At 36.5% G+C, this 16,579-nt stretch carries 19 protein-coding genes; 11 read left to right on the top strand and 8 right to left on the bottom strand.

Going from position 1 to position 16,579, the window contains the following annotated elements:
- Position 1 precedes the first annotated feature (1 nt).
- From PHO71_RS05160 to PHO71_RS05150, 3 genes are all read left to right on the top strand, one after another.
- Positions 2 to 1,105 (top strand): ABC transporter permease, encoded by a 1,104-nt coding sequence (locus PHO71_RS05160; RefSeq protein ID WP_300199903.1) that lies wholly within the window; start codon positions 2 to 4, stop codon positions 1,103 to 1,105.
- Between the two features lie 6 nt (positions 1,106 to 1,111).
- Positions 1,112 to 2,227, top strand: a complete 1,116-nt coding sequence (locus PHO71_RS05155) for an ABC transporter permease (RefSeq protein WP_300199901.1) — start codon at positions 1,112 to 1,114, stop codon at positions 2,225 to 2,227.
- A 116-nt stretch (positions 2,228 to 2,343) separates the two neighbouring features.
- Complete coding sequence (locus PHO71_RS05150) at positions 2,344 to 3,288, top strand: DMT family transporter (protein WP_300199898.1); 945 nt, start codon at positions 2,344 to 2,346, stop codon at positions 3,286 to 3,288.
- Between the two features lie 111 nt (positions 3,289 to 3,399).
- Here PHO71_RS05150 and PHO71_RS05145 read toward each other — a convergent pair whose 3' ends face one another.
- From PHO71_RS05145 to PHO71_RS05125, 5 genes are all read right to left on the bottom strand, one after another.
- The gene (locus tag PHO71_RS05145) at positions 3,400 to 3,828 is read right to left on the bottom strand and encodes an Hsp20/alpha crystallin family protein (protein WP_300199895.1); all 429 of its coding nucleotides are present in this window, start codon (positions 3,826 to 3,828) and stop codon (positions 3,400 to 3,402) included.
- Positions 3,829 to 4,092: 264 nt separating this feature from the next.
- On the bottom strand, positions 4,093 to 4,563 hold the full coding sequence (locus tag PHO71_RS05140; protein ID WP_300199892.1) for a hypothetical protein: 471 nt from the start codon (positions 4,561 to 4,563) through the stop codon (positions 4,093 to 4,095).
- 501 nt (positions 4,564 to 5,064) lie between these two features.
- Positions 5,065 to 5,727, bottom strand: a complete 663-nt coding sequence (locus tag PHO71_RS05135; protein ID WP_300199889.1) for an ElyC/SanA/YdcF family protein — start codon at positions 5,725 to 5,727, stop codon at positions 5,065 to 5,067.
- Complete coding sequence (locus PHO71_RS05130) at positions 5,727 to 6,218, bottom strand: DUF4919 domain-containing protein (RefSeq protein WP_300200040.1); 492 nt, start codon at positions 6,216 to 6,218, stop codon at positions 5,727 to 5,729. Before PHO71_RS05130 ends, PHO71_RS05135 begins: the two co-directional genes overlap by 1 nt.
- Positions 6,219 to 6,230: 12 nt before the next feature.
- Entirely contained in the window at positions 6,231 to 6,419 is a 189-nt protein-coding gene (locus PHO71_RS05125; RefSeq protein WP_300199886.1) for a hypothetical protein, read from the bottom strand.
- A gap of 316 nt (positions 6,420 to 6,735) precedes the next feature.
- Between PHO71_RS05125 and PHO71_RS05120 the strand changes: the two genes are divergently transcribed.
- Positions 6,736 to 7,446, top strand: coding sequence for an SGNH/GDSL hydrolase family protein (locus PHO71_RS05120; protein WP_300199884.1), 711 nt, complete (start codon positions 6,736 to 6,738; stop codon positions 7,444 to 7,446).
- 142 nt (positions 7,447 to 7,588) lie between these two features.
- Positions 7,589 to 7,864, top strand: coding sequence for a putative quinol monooxygenase (locus PHO71_RS05115; protein WP_300199881.1), 276 nt, complete (start codon positions 7,589 to 7,591; stop codon positions 7,862 to 7,864).
- Positions 7,865 to 7,996: 132 nt separating this feature from the next.
- Here PHO71_RS05115 and PHO71_RS05110 read toward each other — a convergent pair whose 3' ends face one another.
- Complete coding sequence (locus tag PHO71_RS05110; RefSeq protein WP_300199878.1) at positions 7,997 to 8,512, bottom strand: 5'(3')-deoxyribonucleotidase; 516 nt, start codon at positions 8,510 to 8,512, stop codon at positions 7,997 to 7,999.
- Positions 8,513 to 8,737: 225 nt separating this feature from the next.
- Between PHO71_RS05110 and PHO71_RS05105 the strand changes: the two genes are divergently transcribed.
- Positions 8,738 to 9,487 carry a DeoR/GlpR family DNA-binding transcription regulator gene (locus PHO71_RS05105; RefSeq protein WP_300199875.1) on the top strand — a complete coding sequence of 250 codons (750 nt, stop codon included), beginning with the start codon at positions 8,738 to 8,740 and terminating at the stop codon, positions 9,485 to 9,487.
- 348 nt (positions 9,488 to 9,835) lie between these two features.
- Here the strand turns inward: PHO71_RS05105 and uvrB are convergent, their stop codons facing one another.
- A complete protein-coding gene (gene uvrB / locus PHO71_RS05100) occupies positions 9,836 to 11,869 on the bottom strand; it encodes an excinuclease ABC subunit UvrB (RefSeq protein ID WP_300199872.1) in 2,034 nt (677 codons plus the stop codon).
- Between the two features lie 135 nt (positions 11,870 to 12,004).
- On the opposite strand from uvrB, the gene PHO71_RS05095 reads away from it, so the two are divergent.
- The 5 genes from PHO71_RS05095 (at position 12,005) to PHO71_RS05075 (ending at position 15,655) form a co-directional block, all read left to right on the top strand.
- Positions 12,005 to 13,303, top strand: a complete 1,299-nt coding sequence (locus PHO71_RS05095) for a phenylacetate--CoA ligase family protein (RefSeq protein ID WP_300199869.1) — start codon at positions 12,005 to 12,007, stop codon at positions 13,301 to 13,303.
- Between the two features lie 13 nt (positions 13,304 to 13,316).
- The gene (locus PHO71_RS05090) at positions 13,317 to 13,742 is read left to right on the top strand and encodes an amino acid-binding protein (protein ID WP_300199867.1); all 426 of its coding nucleotides are present in this window, start codon (positions 13,317 to 13,319) and stop codon (positions 13,740 to 13,742) included.
- A 201-nt stretch (positions 13,743 to 13,943) separates the two neighbouring features.
- Positions 13,944 to 14,753 carry an outer membrane protein assembly factor BamD gene (locus PHO71_RS05085; RefSeq protein WP_300199864.1) on the top strand — a complete coding sequence of 270 codons (810 nt, stop codon included), beginning with the start codon at positions 13,944 to 13,946 and terminating at the stop codon, positions 14,751 to 14,753.
- Between the two features lie 8 nt (positions 14,754 to 14,761).
- A complete protein-coding gene (locus PHO71_RS05080) occupies positions 14,762 to 15,097 on the top strand; it encodes a DNA-directed RNA polymerase subunit omega (protein WP_300199861.1) in 336 nt (111 codons plus the stop codon).
- A gap of 105 nt (positions 15,098 to 15,202) precedes the next feature.
- On the top strand, positions 15,203 to 15,655 hold the full coding sequence (locus PHO71_RS05075; protein WP_300199860.1) for a DUF4293 domain-containing protein: 453 nt from the start codon (positions 15,203 to 15,205) through the stop codon (positions 15,653 to 15,655).
- Positions 15,656 to 15,849: 194 nt separating this feature from the next.
- Here PHO71_RS05075 and PHO71_RS05070 read toward each other — a convergent pair whose 3' ends face one another.
- Positions 15,850 to 16,572: a porin family protein gene (locus tag PHO71_RS05070; protein ID WP_300200037.1), complete on the bottom strand. Its 723-nt coding sequence runs from the start codon at positions 16,570 to 16,572 to the stop codon at positions 15,850 to 15,852.
- Positions 16,573 to 16,579 lie beyond the last annotated feature (7 nt).

The raw sequence follows: 16,579 nt of genomic DNA, 5'->3' as shown, positions 1-16,579 counted from the left end.
TATGAAACAGTTTATTACTTTTGTCAGGAAAGAGTTTTATCATATTTTTCGTGACCGGCGAACGATGTTGATTTTGCTGGGAATGCCTGTTGTACAGATTATTTTGTTTGGATTTGCTATCACTACGGAGGTGAAAAATGTACGGTTGGCAGTATTGGATCCTTCTAATGATATAGTAACGCGAAAGATTATTGATAAGTTGGACGCCAGTGAATATTTCACTGTTACCCGCAGATTTCATTCTCCTCAAGAGATGGAAGCTGCCTTTCTAAAGAATGAGGTGGATATGGCAGCAGTCTTTGGAGAAGGTTTTTCGGATGGTTTGTATTCGGGGGATGCACGGGTACAATTGGTAGTGGATGCTACCGATCCGAATATGGCGACAACCCAGACCAATTATGCTGCGGGAATTATTGCGAAAGTAGGACAGGAGATGTTGCCACCTAATCTTTCAATAGGACGTTTGACACCGGATATCAAGCTATTATATAATCCGCAAATGAAGAGTGCCTATAATTTTGTGCCGGGAGTGATGGGATTGATTTTGATGTTGATTTGTGCTATGATGACTTCTATTTCCATTGTTCGTGAAAAAGAAACAGGGACGATGGAGATTTTATTGGTTTCACCGGTGAAACCTTTATTTATCATTCTGGCGAAAGCAGTTCCTTATTTCGTGTTGTCGTTTGTTAATTTGATTACCATTCTGCTGCTATCAGTATTTATATTGGATGTTCCGGTAGTCGGTAGTTTATTTTGGCTGATAGTGGTGTCATTACTGTTTATTTTTGTGTCTCTGGCGTTGGGATTACTGATATCTTCGGTGACACGTACCCAGGTGGCAGCTATGCTTGCTTCCGGATTAATTTTAATGATGCCGACGATGGTATTGTCGGGAATGATTTTTCCGGTGGAAAGTATGCCTTTTATTCTTCAGGGTATATCGGATATAATCCCTGCGCATTGGTATATTCAGGCTGTGCGGAAGTTAATGATTGAGGGTGTACCGGTGGTACAAGTATTTAAGGAGATTGGTATTTTACTGCTAATGGCGGTGGTATTGATTACGATTAGTTTTAAGAAATTCAAATATAGATTGGAGTAGAGTATTATGATCAAGTTTCTGCTGGAAAAGGAGTTTAAACAATTGCTTCGCAATTCTTTTTTGCCGAGATTGATTCTTATCTTTCCTTGCATGATTATGCTGCTCATGCCCTGGGCGGTTAGTTTGGAGATAAAGAATATCCAATTGAACATTGTTGATAATGATCATTCGGTCATTTCACAAAGATTAGTGAATAAAATTGCAGCTTCTACCTATTTTCGTTTGCAAGAGGTACCGGCTTCTTATCAGGAAGGGTTGAATAATATCGAATCCGGTACGGCTGATGTTGTGATGGAAATTCCCCGGCATTTAGAACGGAATTGGATGAATGGAGAGGAGGCTCACGTACTGATTGCTGCTAATGCGGTGAATGGAATGAAGGGTGGTTTAGGAAGTTCTTATCTGGCTTCTATCATTAATGATTATGCAGAAGATTTACGTTCGGAACATCCGGAGGTTATAGCCGTTTCCGGAGCTATTCCTTCTATTCGTGTGGATACATTGGGACTGTTTAATCCGAATCTGAATTATAAACTTTATATGATTCCTGCATTGATGGGGATGTTATTGACTCTGATCTGTGGTTTTCTTCCGGCTCTTAATGTCGTGAGTGAGAAAGAGGTAGGGACGATTGAACAGATAAATGTTACCCCGGTACCGAAGTTTACATTTATAGTGGCTAAGCTACTTCCTTATTGGATCATTGGCTTTTTAGTATTGACAGTGTGTCTTATGTTAGCTTGGCTACTTTATGGAGTGTTTCCTGTAGGACATTTTATTATAATTTATTGTGCCGCGATTCTTTTTGTATTGGTGATGTCGGGTTTTGGACTTGTTATTTCTAATTATTCGGCAACTATGCAGCAGTCTATGTTTGTGATGTTTTTCTTTTTGCTGATATTGATGTTGATGAGCGGACTTTTTACACCGATCAGTAGTATGCCGGAATGGGCGCAGGTGATTACGATTTTCAATCCTTTGAAGTATTTTATGGTGGCGATGAGGATGGTTTATCTCAAAGGGAGCAGTTTTATTGAGTTGTTGCCACAGTTGGGTGTGTTGTTACTTTTTGCTACTATATTCAATACTTGGGCAGTGTTGAGTTACCGGAAGAATCGATAATATAAAAGACATATATATCTGTTTTTTAATTTATAGATAAATGCTTTATATTTAGGTAAGAATTTGCTTATATTAAAATTGAAATACTACTTTTGCACCCATAAAAAATGATTGATATGAATGTAAAAGCAAAAGGGTATATTTTAGGGGCAATTGCTGCAGCAACATACGGTATGAATCCCTTATTTACGCTTCCACTCTATAAATCGGGAATGGACCCCGATTCTGTTCTTTTTTTTAGATATCTGTTCGCCATTCCCTTGCTGGGTATGATGTTGAAGGTAAGAGGGAGAAGTTTTAAATTACAGCGTAAAGAAGTGTTTCCATTAGTTATTATGGGATTATTGGTAGCTCTTTCATCTCTTACCTTATTTCAGAGTTATAATTATATGGATGCGGGCATTGCTTCTACACTGCTATTTGTTTATCCTATTATGGTAGCACTGATTATGGCTCTTGTTTTCAAAGAAAAAGTTGCAATACAAACGGTGGTATGTATTTTATTGGCATTAGGAGGGATTGGCTTACTTTATAAAAGTGGTGACGGCACAACGCTCAGTCTGACGGGAACGATGTTGGTGTTTGCTTCTGCTTTATCTTACGCTTTGTATATTGTAGGTATTAATCAGAATACTTTGAAAAATATTGCGACACTAAAAGTGACTTTTTATGTTTTGCTTTTTGGGGTTACTCTTTTTTTGGTGCGCGTCAATTTCGGAGGAAATTTGTGTTTTCCTAATCAGTGGTATTTATGGGGAAATTTATTAGCATTGGCTATTTTTCCCACTGCTATTTCATTCTTATGTACTACTAGTGCTATTCAATATATCGGCTCTACCCCAACAGCTATTTTGGGTGCATTAGAACCTGTTACTGCCATATTCTTTGGAATAACGGTTTTCGGGGAAACATTATCTGTTCGGGAAAGCATAGGGTTGATAATGGTGATTATTGCTGTAACTTTCGTTATTGCAGGTGGCAAAATAACAAGCTATCTAATTCGTTTTAGAAAATTATTTCCTCGGCTTCCAATAAAAAGTAGTAAAAGGAAATGTGATTAGTCTAAAATCTGTATTTATTCATAAAAAGACCGCCTCAAAACATTAGCGTGAAGCGGTCTTTCTTATAATCTTTCCCAATAAAAATCTACTAATTGAAGGTAGGATACTGTGTTACTTAACTTCAATTTGTTTGTCGGGTCTTTTTATTTCTTCTGCAGAAAGTTTTGGTAATTGAACATTCAATACACCATTTTCTACAGCAGCAGATATCCTATCTTTATCAACATTATCCGGTAAAATCATCGTCTGCTGGAACTTAGAGTATGAGAATTCACGACGCAAATAGCGACCTTCTTTCTTTTCTTCTTTGTTCTCTGCCTTTTTCTCCATTGTGATGACTAAATTATTGTCTTCATCTATACGAACATTGAAATCGTCCTTCGTCATACCTGGAGCGGCCAGTTCTACTTTGTATTCTTTTTCTGTTTCAAATACATTGATAGCAGGTGCTGTAGCATTTGCTTTTATCATCCAATCGTTATCAAAGAAATCATTAAAAATACTTGGTAACCAATTTTGAGTTCTTCTAACAGGCATCATAATTAAGTCTCCTATCTTTTAAGTTATACATTCGGTTAATTCTGAATTTCAGCCCTTTCACTCTCTCCGGTGAATCAATCTATGATTTCCATTGTTTGTTTCTTGAACCTTCATTCGCTAACTATATTGCAAACTTTATACCATGAGACTTTTGTATCTGAATTTGTCTATTTGTCATTATTGTAATGCCAATTTTTCCTATTTGGTGACAAAATGTATCTTGTTTTTATTTATTTTATATAAGATAGGTGTTAATTTGATAATCTACTTCTTTTCAATTAACTTGAATCTTAGTCTCAGTGTTTTCCTGTCTTCATCATAATCATAGCTAATGATTTTGAATGTTCCTACTTCTGAGGTGTTGCAAACGTGTATACCAATACAGGCACAAGCATCGTAATTTCCAATACGTATAATGCGTAATGTCTCACTGGCATCAGCCGGGAGTTTACTAAGATCTACAATTTCTTTGGCTTTTTGCTGTTCCATGAACTCTGCTGTTACTGGCAGATTTTGACTGATTACTTCATTCACTTTATCTTCAATGGCTTGAATTTCTTCTTGCGTCGGACAAATAGGAAGTTGATAATCGCATTTACTCTTTTTACGCTCAATGTGTGCATTGTGCGAACGTTGGCATCCAAAGGTCTTTACCATGGTGGCGTTTAGTAAATGCTCCGCAGTGTGCATAGGAGGATACTCCTGTTTGTTGTGGTCGTTAAGTTGTGGTTCCATGCAGTAAAAATACAGATTATTTTTAAATAAAAAACAGGATAAAGAGATTTTAGATTCTTTATCCTGTTTAATCTTATTTGATGATACTTTTTAGAAAGTTATACCAATGCGAAATTTAGGTTCAATATATATTTTGAAATTACTGATTCTAGAGTTGTCTGTTGTTTCTTTATCAATGGTTTCTTGGTTTGTTTCAACTTTATTATTCTTAGTAGTTTTGGTTATAATCTTTCCATCAAGTTCCATTTTTAATGTTTTAGCAGATTGGTAACCTATTCCTAATTCAGTTCCTATATAAAAACCTTCGTAAATATAAAATTCTAATCCAGCAAAGATGGCAGTATTAATATTGAATGTTGCTCTGTTAGTTTTTTTAATACTGGGAATATCAAAATCAGAAGTAATTACACCATTCTTTAATTCGTAATTTTCGGTTTTTTCTATAGTTGTTATTATAGTGTATTCATTCAGTCCCTATTTTTCAATTACAAACATAGGGACTTATAAAGGAAGTTGTATTAATTTTTTTTTTTCAATAATATTTTTCTCACCTAAAAAACGAGGCTGTTTACCGACTGCTAAATCTATAAACATTTTTACTCTTGCAAACAACTCTCTAATATTCGTTTTTAGTCCCGCATAGGCTTTTACATTTTTGGCATTATAACCAATCGCATTTATTCCATTTTCTTCGGCTAGATAAATGGCTCTTTCGTTGTGAAATTGCTGGGAGATAATTGTAAACTGATCTAATCCAAAAACTTCTTTGGCACGAACTACGGAATCGAGTGTGCGGAAACCTGCATAATCTAAATAAATAGCTTTTTCGGGAACACCTTTTTGCATAAGAGCCTTTTTCATCTCTTCCGGTTCGTTATAATTCTTTTTGCGATTATCACCACTGATGAGAATATGTTTGATTTTACCGGCTTTATAGAGTTCAACTGCTGCGAGAATGCGATAATCAAAATATAGATTGTTGTTACCGTTCTTTAATTTAGGAGTGGTCCCAAGAAGCAGACCTGTATGATTCACCGGAATGTCGTTCACTTCTGTGTAAAGCTTGGAGGAAGCATTCTTTTTAATTACTTGGTTGCATATAATTAAACCGGTTGCACAAAGGACCGCAATCGTCAAGGTAATATAAATTAGTTTTTTCTTCATTATTTAAGTAATTCATGCATAAAATCAAGTGAACGGCTAATGTCAAAATACATTTGAGTTCCTTCATAGTATTTGCATTTATCGAATTCTATCAAGTCGCATTTATTATCGGTTAGAGACTGTTGCTTCATATTTTCCATTAGAAATAATTTATTGAGTACTTGGTACTCATCATTAAAATAAATTACTTTAAACGCCGTGTCTTCTGTTTTTCCGTCACCACTGGCGGTAATTGTGGTGATTAATGCAGCGTATCTTTTTGTATAACTTCTCATTTTTTCCTGATCTTTGCTTTGCATATACACTAATGCTCCCATCTCATATAACGTCTGCAAAAATACTGGGTTCTTTTTCAGAAGCTCTGTTCCTGCATTATTGGTCTCTTCATATTTCTTTTCGTTAATTAGTTTCATGAAATTTTGATATTCCTGTGACATATCATACATACTTCCTTGGTAATTGGGAGTAAAAGAGTATTTATAGTATATTATGGCGTATTCTTGTCAGGTGAGTAATGTGTCGTTCGCTTCAAAACGTTGAATGAGATTTTGAAAATTTTCTTTCTCATTTGTCACATATTCCTTAATAAACTTATAGTCTATATACAGCTTTTTCTGTTTTATCTGAGCTGAACAATAAAAATGTAAACTGAAAATGACTCCTATGAAGAGGAGAGTGGTTATTCTTTTCATTACACTTGCTTTTTTAAATGTGATTTACAAAAATACCATTCTTTTTTAGAAAAACAAATGTATAGATATAAAAAAAGGAGCAACGCTTTGCTCCAACCTTTGTTAACCTTAAATCTAATACTATGAAAAACACATTGCAAATGTACGGATATTCTGAATATCTGCAAATAATCCAAGAAAAAAAGTATGTTATATAACACAGATTAAGTTTTTCGAGAGCTGTATTAACGGTTATTTGTTTTTTTAATTCATTATGTGAAATCATTTTTTTATCTTTACGCCAATTTTAGTATAACTAATACTTACATCAATAAACATGAAAAAGATTTTTTTAGGGCAATGGATGTTATTGACCATTGCGTGTTTGGGACTTTCAGTAGGAGAAGTTAATGCACAAAATTATGAATTTGCAAATTTCAAACGTTTTGCAAAAGATAATTCAGAATTGTCGAAGCCTACAAAGAAGGATAAGAGAGTTGTTTTTATGGGGAATTCTATTACAGAAGGTTGGATAAACACTCATCCAGACTTTTTTAAGAAGAATGGATATATTAGCCGTGGCATAGGCGGGCAGACTTCTTATCAATTTTTGTTGCGCTTTCGTGAAGATGTGATTAATCTTGCTCCTGCTTTGGTGGTGATTAATGCCGGAACTAACGATGTTGCGGAAAATACTGGTCCTTATGTTGAAGATTATACTTTTGGAAATATTGTTTCGATGGCAGAGCTGGCTAAGGCAAACAATATAAAGGTAATCCTGACTTCTGTATTGCCGGCTGCCGGTTTCGGATGGAATCCAAAAATTAAAGATGCTCCTCAAAAAATTAAAGCATTGAATGAACGGATAGAGGCTTATGCTAAGGCGAATAAGATTCCATATGTTGATTATTATCAGGCAATGGTTGTTCCCGAAACTTTAGCTATGAATTCTGAATATGCAAGGGCTGGGGATGGCGTACATCCTGTAAGCAAAGGATATGACATGATGGAAAGTTTGATTAAAATCGCGATTGATAAGGCTCTTTGATGAGTAGATATTATTTGAATATTGTAATATAGTAGAAATGTCACTTGAGAAAATGATCAAGTGGCATTTTTTATTGTAGTATGAATGTAGGGAATCTCAGATTTATCATGTAAATTTGTGGTGTATTTAAAATTTAATAGTTATGATTAGACTGAATGTTTTTATTCAAGTAAATGAAAGTAACCGTGCGGCTCTGTTAGAAGCTGCAAAAGAGTTGGTGGCTTCTTCCTTAAAAGATGAAGGCTGTATTGCCTATGATATTTTTGAGAGTGCTACACGTCCGGACGTTCTGATGATTTGTGAAACATGGACTGATGAGGAATCGCTGACTGCTCACGAAAAAGCAGTACACTTTGTGACTTTGGTTCCTAAAATACAGACCTTGGGTACGATGAAAATAGAAAAGTTCACTTTTTAAGTTTGCAAAAAAAATGTCAGAAGTTACCATGGATTACACAGGTTCATTTTGATAAATACCCAATATATGATATTTATGATCATTGAGAATTTATGTAATCTATGGTAAAAATGTTCTTATGCTTTTTTTCTTTCAAAGTTTGAACATAATTTCTTTCCAATCGGATACTCTTTCATATTGTTCATCCGAGATAAATAAATTATGAGGTTGGCTGAAAATATATTTTTTCCCTTCGAATGTTCTGAGATTTTTAGGATGATCATCAATCATAATATCTCCTTTTATGCTGTCTTTTCTCCCACAAAAGATCATTTGTTCCCACGTGATGAAAGGAAAATACTCATTTAGCCATGCCTGTTTCTCTGGTAAGCTTTTGGGATATTCTGTTGCTGATGATACAATAAGTACTTTATACTTTTCATTAAGGTATTTAAGTCCTTCAAAACTGTTTGGCATGACAGGAACTGTTCTAAAGAAGCCAATACTTCGTACGTGTTTATTACAGGAAGGTAGCGCTTCTGTTTCTGTTTTCCCGTTTAGCTCCTCTATTTTTAATCTGGTACCTGATTCTTTATATTCCCATTCAATAAATTGAGAATATACATCTGCTAACACTCCGTCCATATCTACTAATATTTGTTTCTTCATACTTTTTGATTATTTAATAATTAAATATATTGTTGTTGTAAAACTTAATTAATGAATCTTTATTTACTATCTGCGGTATTTTTACCTATTTTGCGGTTTCCTGAGCTTTTAAGGAGAAATAATTGGTAAAACCGCATATTTGCGAATAAAGTTTCATTATATCTTCATTTCACTTCGAAATATATGTATATTTGCGGTAATATGCAATAGCTTATGCTTTATAATATGCTAAAAGAAGAAAGACATCAGTATATATTGAATCGACTTGGCGAAAATTATCGCATTTATATTACAGCGTTGAGTCAGGAATTGGGAGTGTCTGATGATACATTGCGCCGTGATCTCGTAGAATTGGACGAACAAGGTCTGCTTACAAAAGTACATGGTGGTGCAGTAGCCAAATCTGGTATTCCACATCGTTTTGTTGATCGGTTGAACACTGGAATTGCCGGAAAGCAAGAAATGGCAGCTAAAGTAATACCTTTATTCAAGTCAGGAGAACTAATATTGATTGATGGTGGAACGACTAATCTTGAAGTTGCCCGGCAAATTCCTGCGGGAATGGAGCTGACCGTTTATACAAATAGCTTTCCAATTGTAAATGTACTAATGAATAATCCTAAAATAGAATTGATATTTTTAGGTGGTAAAGTTTTTGCCTCCTCTCAGGTTACTGTCGGCATTTCCGTTTATCAGGCATTACAGACGATCCGTCCCGATTGGCTGGTTTTAGGTGTCTGTAGTGTACATCCCCAACAAGGACTGACAGCACCGGACAGGGAAGAGGCAATGGTAAAAAGACTTATGATGGAACGTGCCCAAAAAAGAATTGTTTTGGCGGATAGCCATAAATTAAATAAAGCGGAAGATTATGTGATTGCTTCGTTGGGAGATGTAGATTACTTGGTGACAGAGGATGCTGAAGTTAAATCTATCAGAGAACATTGGGCAAAAACTTCATTCATTCTTTTATGAATGTTTATTCCCTTATGTAAGATATGGATATAAAAAAAGGAGCAACGCCTTGCTCCAACCTTTGTTAACCTTAAATCTAATACTATGAAAAACACATTGCAAAGGTACTTGCTTTTTTGGAATAAGCAAATAAATCAATCCTGAAAGGTGTTTTTATAACACTAATTAAAAATAAATACTTCTTATTCTATATTTATTAATAAATTTGTGAGGAAAGTTCATTTGTCATACTGTTATTATCTGGTCAGAAGGATAACAGTATGTTATAGCAATGATGATATCATAGGAATTAGATCATGGCATAATTTATATAGATTTTATTTCTTCTTAGAATCGCTGCAGAAGAGATTATCCCCATTTCTCTTTCATCAGATCTTCAAGTTTCAGTAATTCATCACGATATTGAGCCGCTTCAATAAATTCTAACTTTTTCGCAGCTTCTTGCATTAACTTTCGAGTACGTTCGATGCTCTTTTCCATCTGTATTTTACTCATATATTGGACTACCGGATCAGCTGCAATATTTGGATTGTTAGGTTCGACATAAGCCTTCCTTTCTTTGAGCACAACAGCTTCTTCGGAAGTTGTATTACCAAACACAGACAGGTTCCGTGCTTTCTTGATTTGCTGCGGAGTAATTCCATTTGCTTCATTATAAGCCAACTGCTTTTCCCGTCTGCGGTTGGTTTCATCAATGGTGAGCCGCATACTGTCTGTTATTTTATCAGCATACATGATCACTTTTCCGTTCACATTACGGGCAGCACGTCCTGCGGTCTGCGTCAGGGAACGATGGGAGCGGAGAAACCCTTCTTTATCGGCATCAAGAATGGCTACAAGAGATACTTCAGGAAGGTCGAGACCTTCACGGAGCAAATTGACTCCGATCAGTACATCATATACTCCCTGGCGGAGGTCATCCATGATTTTCACTCGTTCTAATGTATCTACGTCGCTGTGTATATAATTACACCTTACATTATTATTAAGTAAGTATTCGGTCAATTCCTCCGCCATACGTTTGGTGAGTGTAGTGACAAGTACCCGCTCTTCTTTTTCGATGCGGAGCTGAATTTCTTCCATCAAATCGTCTATTTGATTCAGGCTTGGGCGAACTTCTATAATCGGATCGAGTAATCCAGTCGGGCGGATGACCTGTTCAACTACAATGCCCTCGGATTGAATAAGTTCGTATTCCGCAGGAGTTGCGCTAACGTAGATAACTTGTTTAGCCATAGTTTCAAACTCTTCGAATTTCAAGGGGCGGTTGTCCATGGCAGCAGGCAAGCGAAAACCATATTCTACGAGATTGATTTTTCGGGCACGGTCGCCACCATACATAGCACGGACTTGTGGAATGCTTACATGGCTTTCGTCTATGACAATCAGAAAATCATCGGGGAAGAAATCGAGCAGACAGTAAGGACGGCTACCTGCAATACGACCGTCGAAATAACGCGAGTAATTTTCAATGCCTGAACAATGTCCTAACTCTCTAATCATTTCCATATCATAAGTAACTCGTTCATACAAGCGTTTGGCTTCATATTCTTTGCCAATAGATTCAAAGTAAGCTACTTGCTTTGTCAAGTCATCTTCGATTTGATGAATGGCTTGGAGAGTCGCCTCTTTGGTAGTCATGAAAAGGTTAGCAGGATAAATTTTATAGGCTTCGAACGGAGCAATAGTGATACCTGTTACAGGGTCTACTTCTTCAATGCCATCAATTTCGTCTCCCCAGAAGGTAACACGGAGAAGATTGTCAGTATAAGCAAGGAAAACATCTACTGTGTCTCCTTTCACGCGGAAATTTCCACGGTTCAGGTCGATATCATTACGCACGTACAGGCTATCTACCAGGCGGCGGAGGAATACATTGCGATCAAGCATCCGTCCACGCTCTATTTCAATTACGTTTTTGTAGAAATCCGATGGATTCCCCATACCATAAATGCAAGAGACAGAGGACACGACTACCACATCTTTCCGCCCTGAAAGTAGAGCAGAAGTAGCTGCCAAACGAAGTTTGTCTATTTCGTCATTGATAGCCAGATCCTTTTCTATATATGTATCTGAGTTTGGCAAATAGGCTTCCGGTTGATAATAGTCATAATAGGAGACATAGTATTCTACAGCATTGTTCGGGAAGAATCCTTTAAACTCGCTATATAGCTGGGCAGCTAATGTTTTGTTATGGCTTAAAATCAATGTTGGTTTATTGATTTTAGCGATAACGTTGGCTATAGTAAATGTTTTTCCAGAACCGGTAACGCCTAATAAAGTCTGTGCTGGAACTCCTTGAAGTACCCCATCAGTCAGTTGGGCGATTGCTTCCGGTTGGTCCCCGGTAGGCTTGTAAGCAGATGTTAATTCAAAATTCATAGTTAAATCTTAAAAGTGGAGCAATATTCGGGAAAATAATTGAGATAACAAATCATTTTTCCAAATAAATCCTTTACTTTGCAACATATTAATATCAAAAAACAGATTCATACAACTAGTAAATATCAGAAAAACATGATTTGGAATGAGAACATTGAGTGTATGGACCGCGAAGGTCTTCGCAAGATTCAAAGCATACGACTCAAGAAAATTGTAGACTACGTTTATCACAACACTCCTTTTTACCGGAAGAAAATGCAAGAACTGGGAATTACACCCGATGATATCAATTGTATTGATGATATTGCGAAACTTCCGTTTACAACGAAACATGACTTAAGAGATAATTATCCTTTCGGACTTTGTGCAGTCCCGATGAGCCAAATTGTACGTATTCATGCTTCTTCGGGTACTACCGGTAAGCCGACTGTGGTAGGATATACGCGCAAGGACCTCTCTACATGGGCTGAATGTATCTCGCGTGCCTTTACTGCTTATGGGGCCGGTCGTTCAGATATATTTCAGGTTTCTTATGGATATGGTCTTTTTACAGGTGGACTAGGTGCTCATGCCGGAGCAGAAAATATAGGTGCATCGGTGATTCCGATGTCTAGTGGCAATACTGAAAAACAGATAACATTGATGCACGACTTCGGTTCAACCATATTGTGTTGTACTCCATCGTATGCGCTTTATCTGGCAGATGCAATTAAAGATTCCGGTTTGCCTCGTGAAGAATTTAATTTGAAAGTAGGGGCTTTTGGAGCAGAGCCGTGGACAGAGCATATGCGTCATGAAATTGAAGAAAAGTTGGGTATCAAAGCTTATGATATTTATGGATTGAGCGAGATAGCCGGACCCGGAGTTGGTTATGAATGCGAGTGTCAGCATGGTACGCACCTGAATGAGGATCATTATTTCCCCGAAATTATTGATCCGAATACATTGCAGCCGGTTGGACCCGGACAAACAGGAGAGTTGGTCTTTACACATCTGACTAAAGAAGGGATGCCGCTACTGCGTTACCGGACACGTGATTTAACTGCCCTGCATTATGATAAATGTTCTTGTGGACGTACTTTGGTTCGGATGGATCGTATCCTTGGGCGTAGTGACGATATGCTAATCATCCGTGGTGTAAATGTATTCCCGACTCAGATTGAATCCGTTATTCTTGAAATGGCAGAATTTGAACCTCACTATTTGTTAGTAATAGGCAGGGAGAATAATACCGATACTATGGAGCTTCAGGTAGAAGTACGTTCTGATTTCTATTCGGACGAAATCAATAAAATGCTGGCTTTGAAGAAAAAGCTGACAAACCGTCTACAAAGTGTTCTTGGGCTTGGTGTCAATGTGAAGTTGGTAGAGCCGCGTAGCATTGAACGTAGTGTGGGCAAAGCAAAACGAGTAATTGATAACAGAAAACTTTAATAATTCAACAACTATGGTAGCAAAACAACTTTCTATCTTTTTGGAGAACAAGTCCGGTCGTTTAACGGAAGTGACTGAAGTGCTGGCGAAAGAAAATATAAATCTTTCTGCATTGTGCATCGCTGAAAATGCAGATTTTGGTATTTTACGTGGAATTGTGTCTGATCCGGATAGGGCTTATAAGGCATTGAAGGATAATCATTTTGCTGTTAATATAACAGATGTGGTTGGAATCAGTTGTCCTAATGTTCCTGGAGCTTTGGCAACAGTGTTAGGATATTTGTCTGTGGAGGGGGTATTCATTGAATATATGTATTCGTTTGCAAACAATAATATTGCCAATGTTGTGATTCGCCCCAGCAATATGGATAAATGTATTGAAGTTCTGAAAGAAAAGAAAGTCGATCTGTTGGCGGCAAGTGATTTGTATAAATTATAAATTTAATTGTGAACAGTAAGTGGTGGACGGGCTACGCTATCGGATAAAAATATAGCGCAGTCTGTTCGCTGTTTTTCACTCCCCATTTGACGTCTTTTATGTTCTTTCCGTCGATGTTTAACGCCTTTTTTGTATTAAAAAACATAGATTAATTGGTTAATTCCCTGCGAATACGTAACTTTGCGCATTATTTGAAATAGGATGAAGAAAAATATCATTATAACTTTGCTTGCGGCAGCTACTCTAACTTCATGTGGAGAGTACAATAAATTGTTGAAAAGTACTGACTATGAATACAAGTACGAAGCTGCTAAAAATTATTTTGCAAAAGGACAGTATAATCGTTCGGCTACTTTGTTGAATGAGTTGATCACGATCCTAAAGGGAACAGATAAGGCGGAGGAATCTCTTTATATGTTAGGAATGAGCTATTTTAACCAAAAGGATTATCAAACAGCTGCTCAAACTTTTATCACCTATTTTAATTCATATCCACGTGGTACTTTTACTGAATTGGCACGTTTCCAGGCTGGTAAATCTTTATACCTTGATACGCCGGAACCGCGTTTAGATCAATCAAGTACTTATCAGGCCATTCAGCAGTTGCAGATGTTTATGGAATATTTTCCTGAAAGCACAAAGAAGCAGGAAGCTCAGGATATGATTTTTGCTTTGCAGGATAAGTTGGTTCTGAAAGAGCTTTATTCAGCAAAATTATATTATAACTTGGGTAATTATCTGGGTAATAACTATGAGTCTTGTGTGATCACAGCTCGGAATGCATTGAAAGATTATCCTTATACTGACTATCGCGAAGAACTTTCCATATTGATTCTGCGTGCTTTATATGAAATGTCTATATATAGTGTAGAAGATAAAAAGATGGACCGTTATCGTGAAACGGTGGATGAATATTACGGCTTTAAGAATGAATTTCCTGAAAGCAAATTCTTGAAAGAAGCTGAGAAGATATTTAATGAATCACAAAAAGTAATTAAAGACCAAATTTAAATAGATTTATGGACTACAAAAAAACGAATGCTCCTGCTACAACGGTAACCCGTGACATGATGGAAATCTGTTCTGATACAGGGAATCTTTATGAAACTGTTGCCACTATTGGTAAACGCGCTAACCAGATTAGTGTAGAAATAAAGAATGATCTTTCTAAGAAATTGGCAGAGTTTGCTTCTTATACTGATAATATGGAAGAAGTATTTGAAAATAGAGAGCAAATCGAGATTTCACGTTACTATGAGAAATTGCCAAAACCGACGTTGATTGCTACGCAAGAATACATCGAAGGAAAAATTTATTATAGAAATCCATCTAAAGAGAAGGAAAAACTTCAGTAATATATTTCCTGAAAAGAATTTGATAGTCAAGTAGTAAGTGGGACTCATTTCCCTGTTCCTTATTGCTTGGCTATTATTGTTTAACTTAACTGCTATATAATATTTATGATTCAACGGATTCAAACTGTTTATTTATTGATCGTAACAGGTCTGCTGATTACGGCCATGTGTTTACCGATGGGATATTTTACTGATGCTGCTGGAGCGATGGGAGAATACCCTTTCAAGGCGATAGGATTGGGAGTAGATGGCGATTTTCACTCTACTTGGGGCTTGTTTGGTATTTTGATGCTTAGTACGATTATAGCTTTTGCAACTATATTTTTATATAGAAATCGTATCTTACAGATTCGTATGTCTATTTTTAATAGCTTATTGCTGGTGGGGTATTATGTTGCTTTCGCAGCATTTTATTTTGCTTTAAAGAATGATGTTAATCTATTCCGGATCGATTGGGCATTATGCTTGCCACTTATTGCTATTATTTTAAACATCTTGGCTATTCGTGCGATTGGGCGTGATGAGGTGATGGTGAAGGCGGCAGATCGCTTGAGATAAAATCTCTTTTCAAAAAAGGAGAGATTCATACATCTTAGATTATTAGAAATCTTTCATATAAAGAAATGAGGCTGAATTCTATTTGGAAAAGACCAAGAATTCAACCTCATTTTTATTTTAGTGTTTATCTGTTAAAAAAAATAGAGGTGGAGCTATCCATTCATTTTATAATAGAGCCTTAAGAAGATGCCTTTTTATTTTTTCAGATCGAACAAATATGTAAGCTTTACTGTGATAGTACCGTGCGCTGCACGAGAGAAATAATCTTTTTTTGATGTACTATAGAAATCGGATAATGCAAAATAGTATCTTCCTTCAACCAGGAAGCTACCTGCTTTTTTAGTTCTTAATTCGACTCCACCACCACCGGCTATACCATAATCAAATTTATTATCAACTTTGCCCCCGTAAACGGCTTTCTGGGTATTTGTCAGAGAATTCATATCAATATTCGTCATTTTTTCGGATTCGCTTATCAAGAAGCCAACCTGAGGACCTAAATTTAGAAAAAATTGCAATCCTTGTTCATTACCAAACGCCAAATGGGCTAGAAAGGGAATATCGATATAATTCAATTTACGAGTATATATTCTACTGGGATCTTTGATGGGTTCTCCGTTTTCACCCGGTATTTCAAATAATTCATCCCAACCTCTTTGCGAAAAGTTTAGTTCTACTTGCGCGCCGCATATCATAGCGAAATACTTTTCGGAAATATAACGTGCTGTCAATCCTCCGGTAATTCCCATCAAACTATTCTGTTTAATGGTAGGAGTGAAGGATGCACTATTCAAATTTATCCCACCGTTGAATCCTACAGAGAAATTGTGACGGGCTTCACCGATTTGGGCACTTGCGGGAAAGGCAAATCCCACAAGTAATGAGACGGTAATCAGAAGTGATTTTATCTTTATCATCATTATA

It is taken from the genome of Bacteroides sp. (genome assembly GCF_028690125.1).
Lineage (GTDB): Bacteria > Bacteroidota > Bacteroidia > Bacteroidales > Bacteroidaceae > Bacteroides.
The sequence above is the reverse complement of the archived record's forward strand: the minus strand, read 5'-3'. Positions and strand labels throughout refer to the sequence as shown.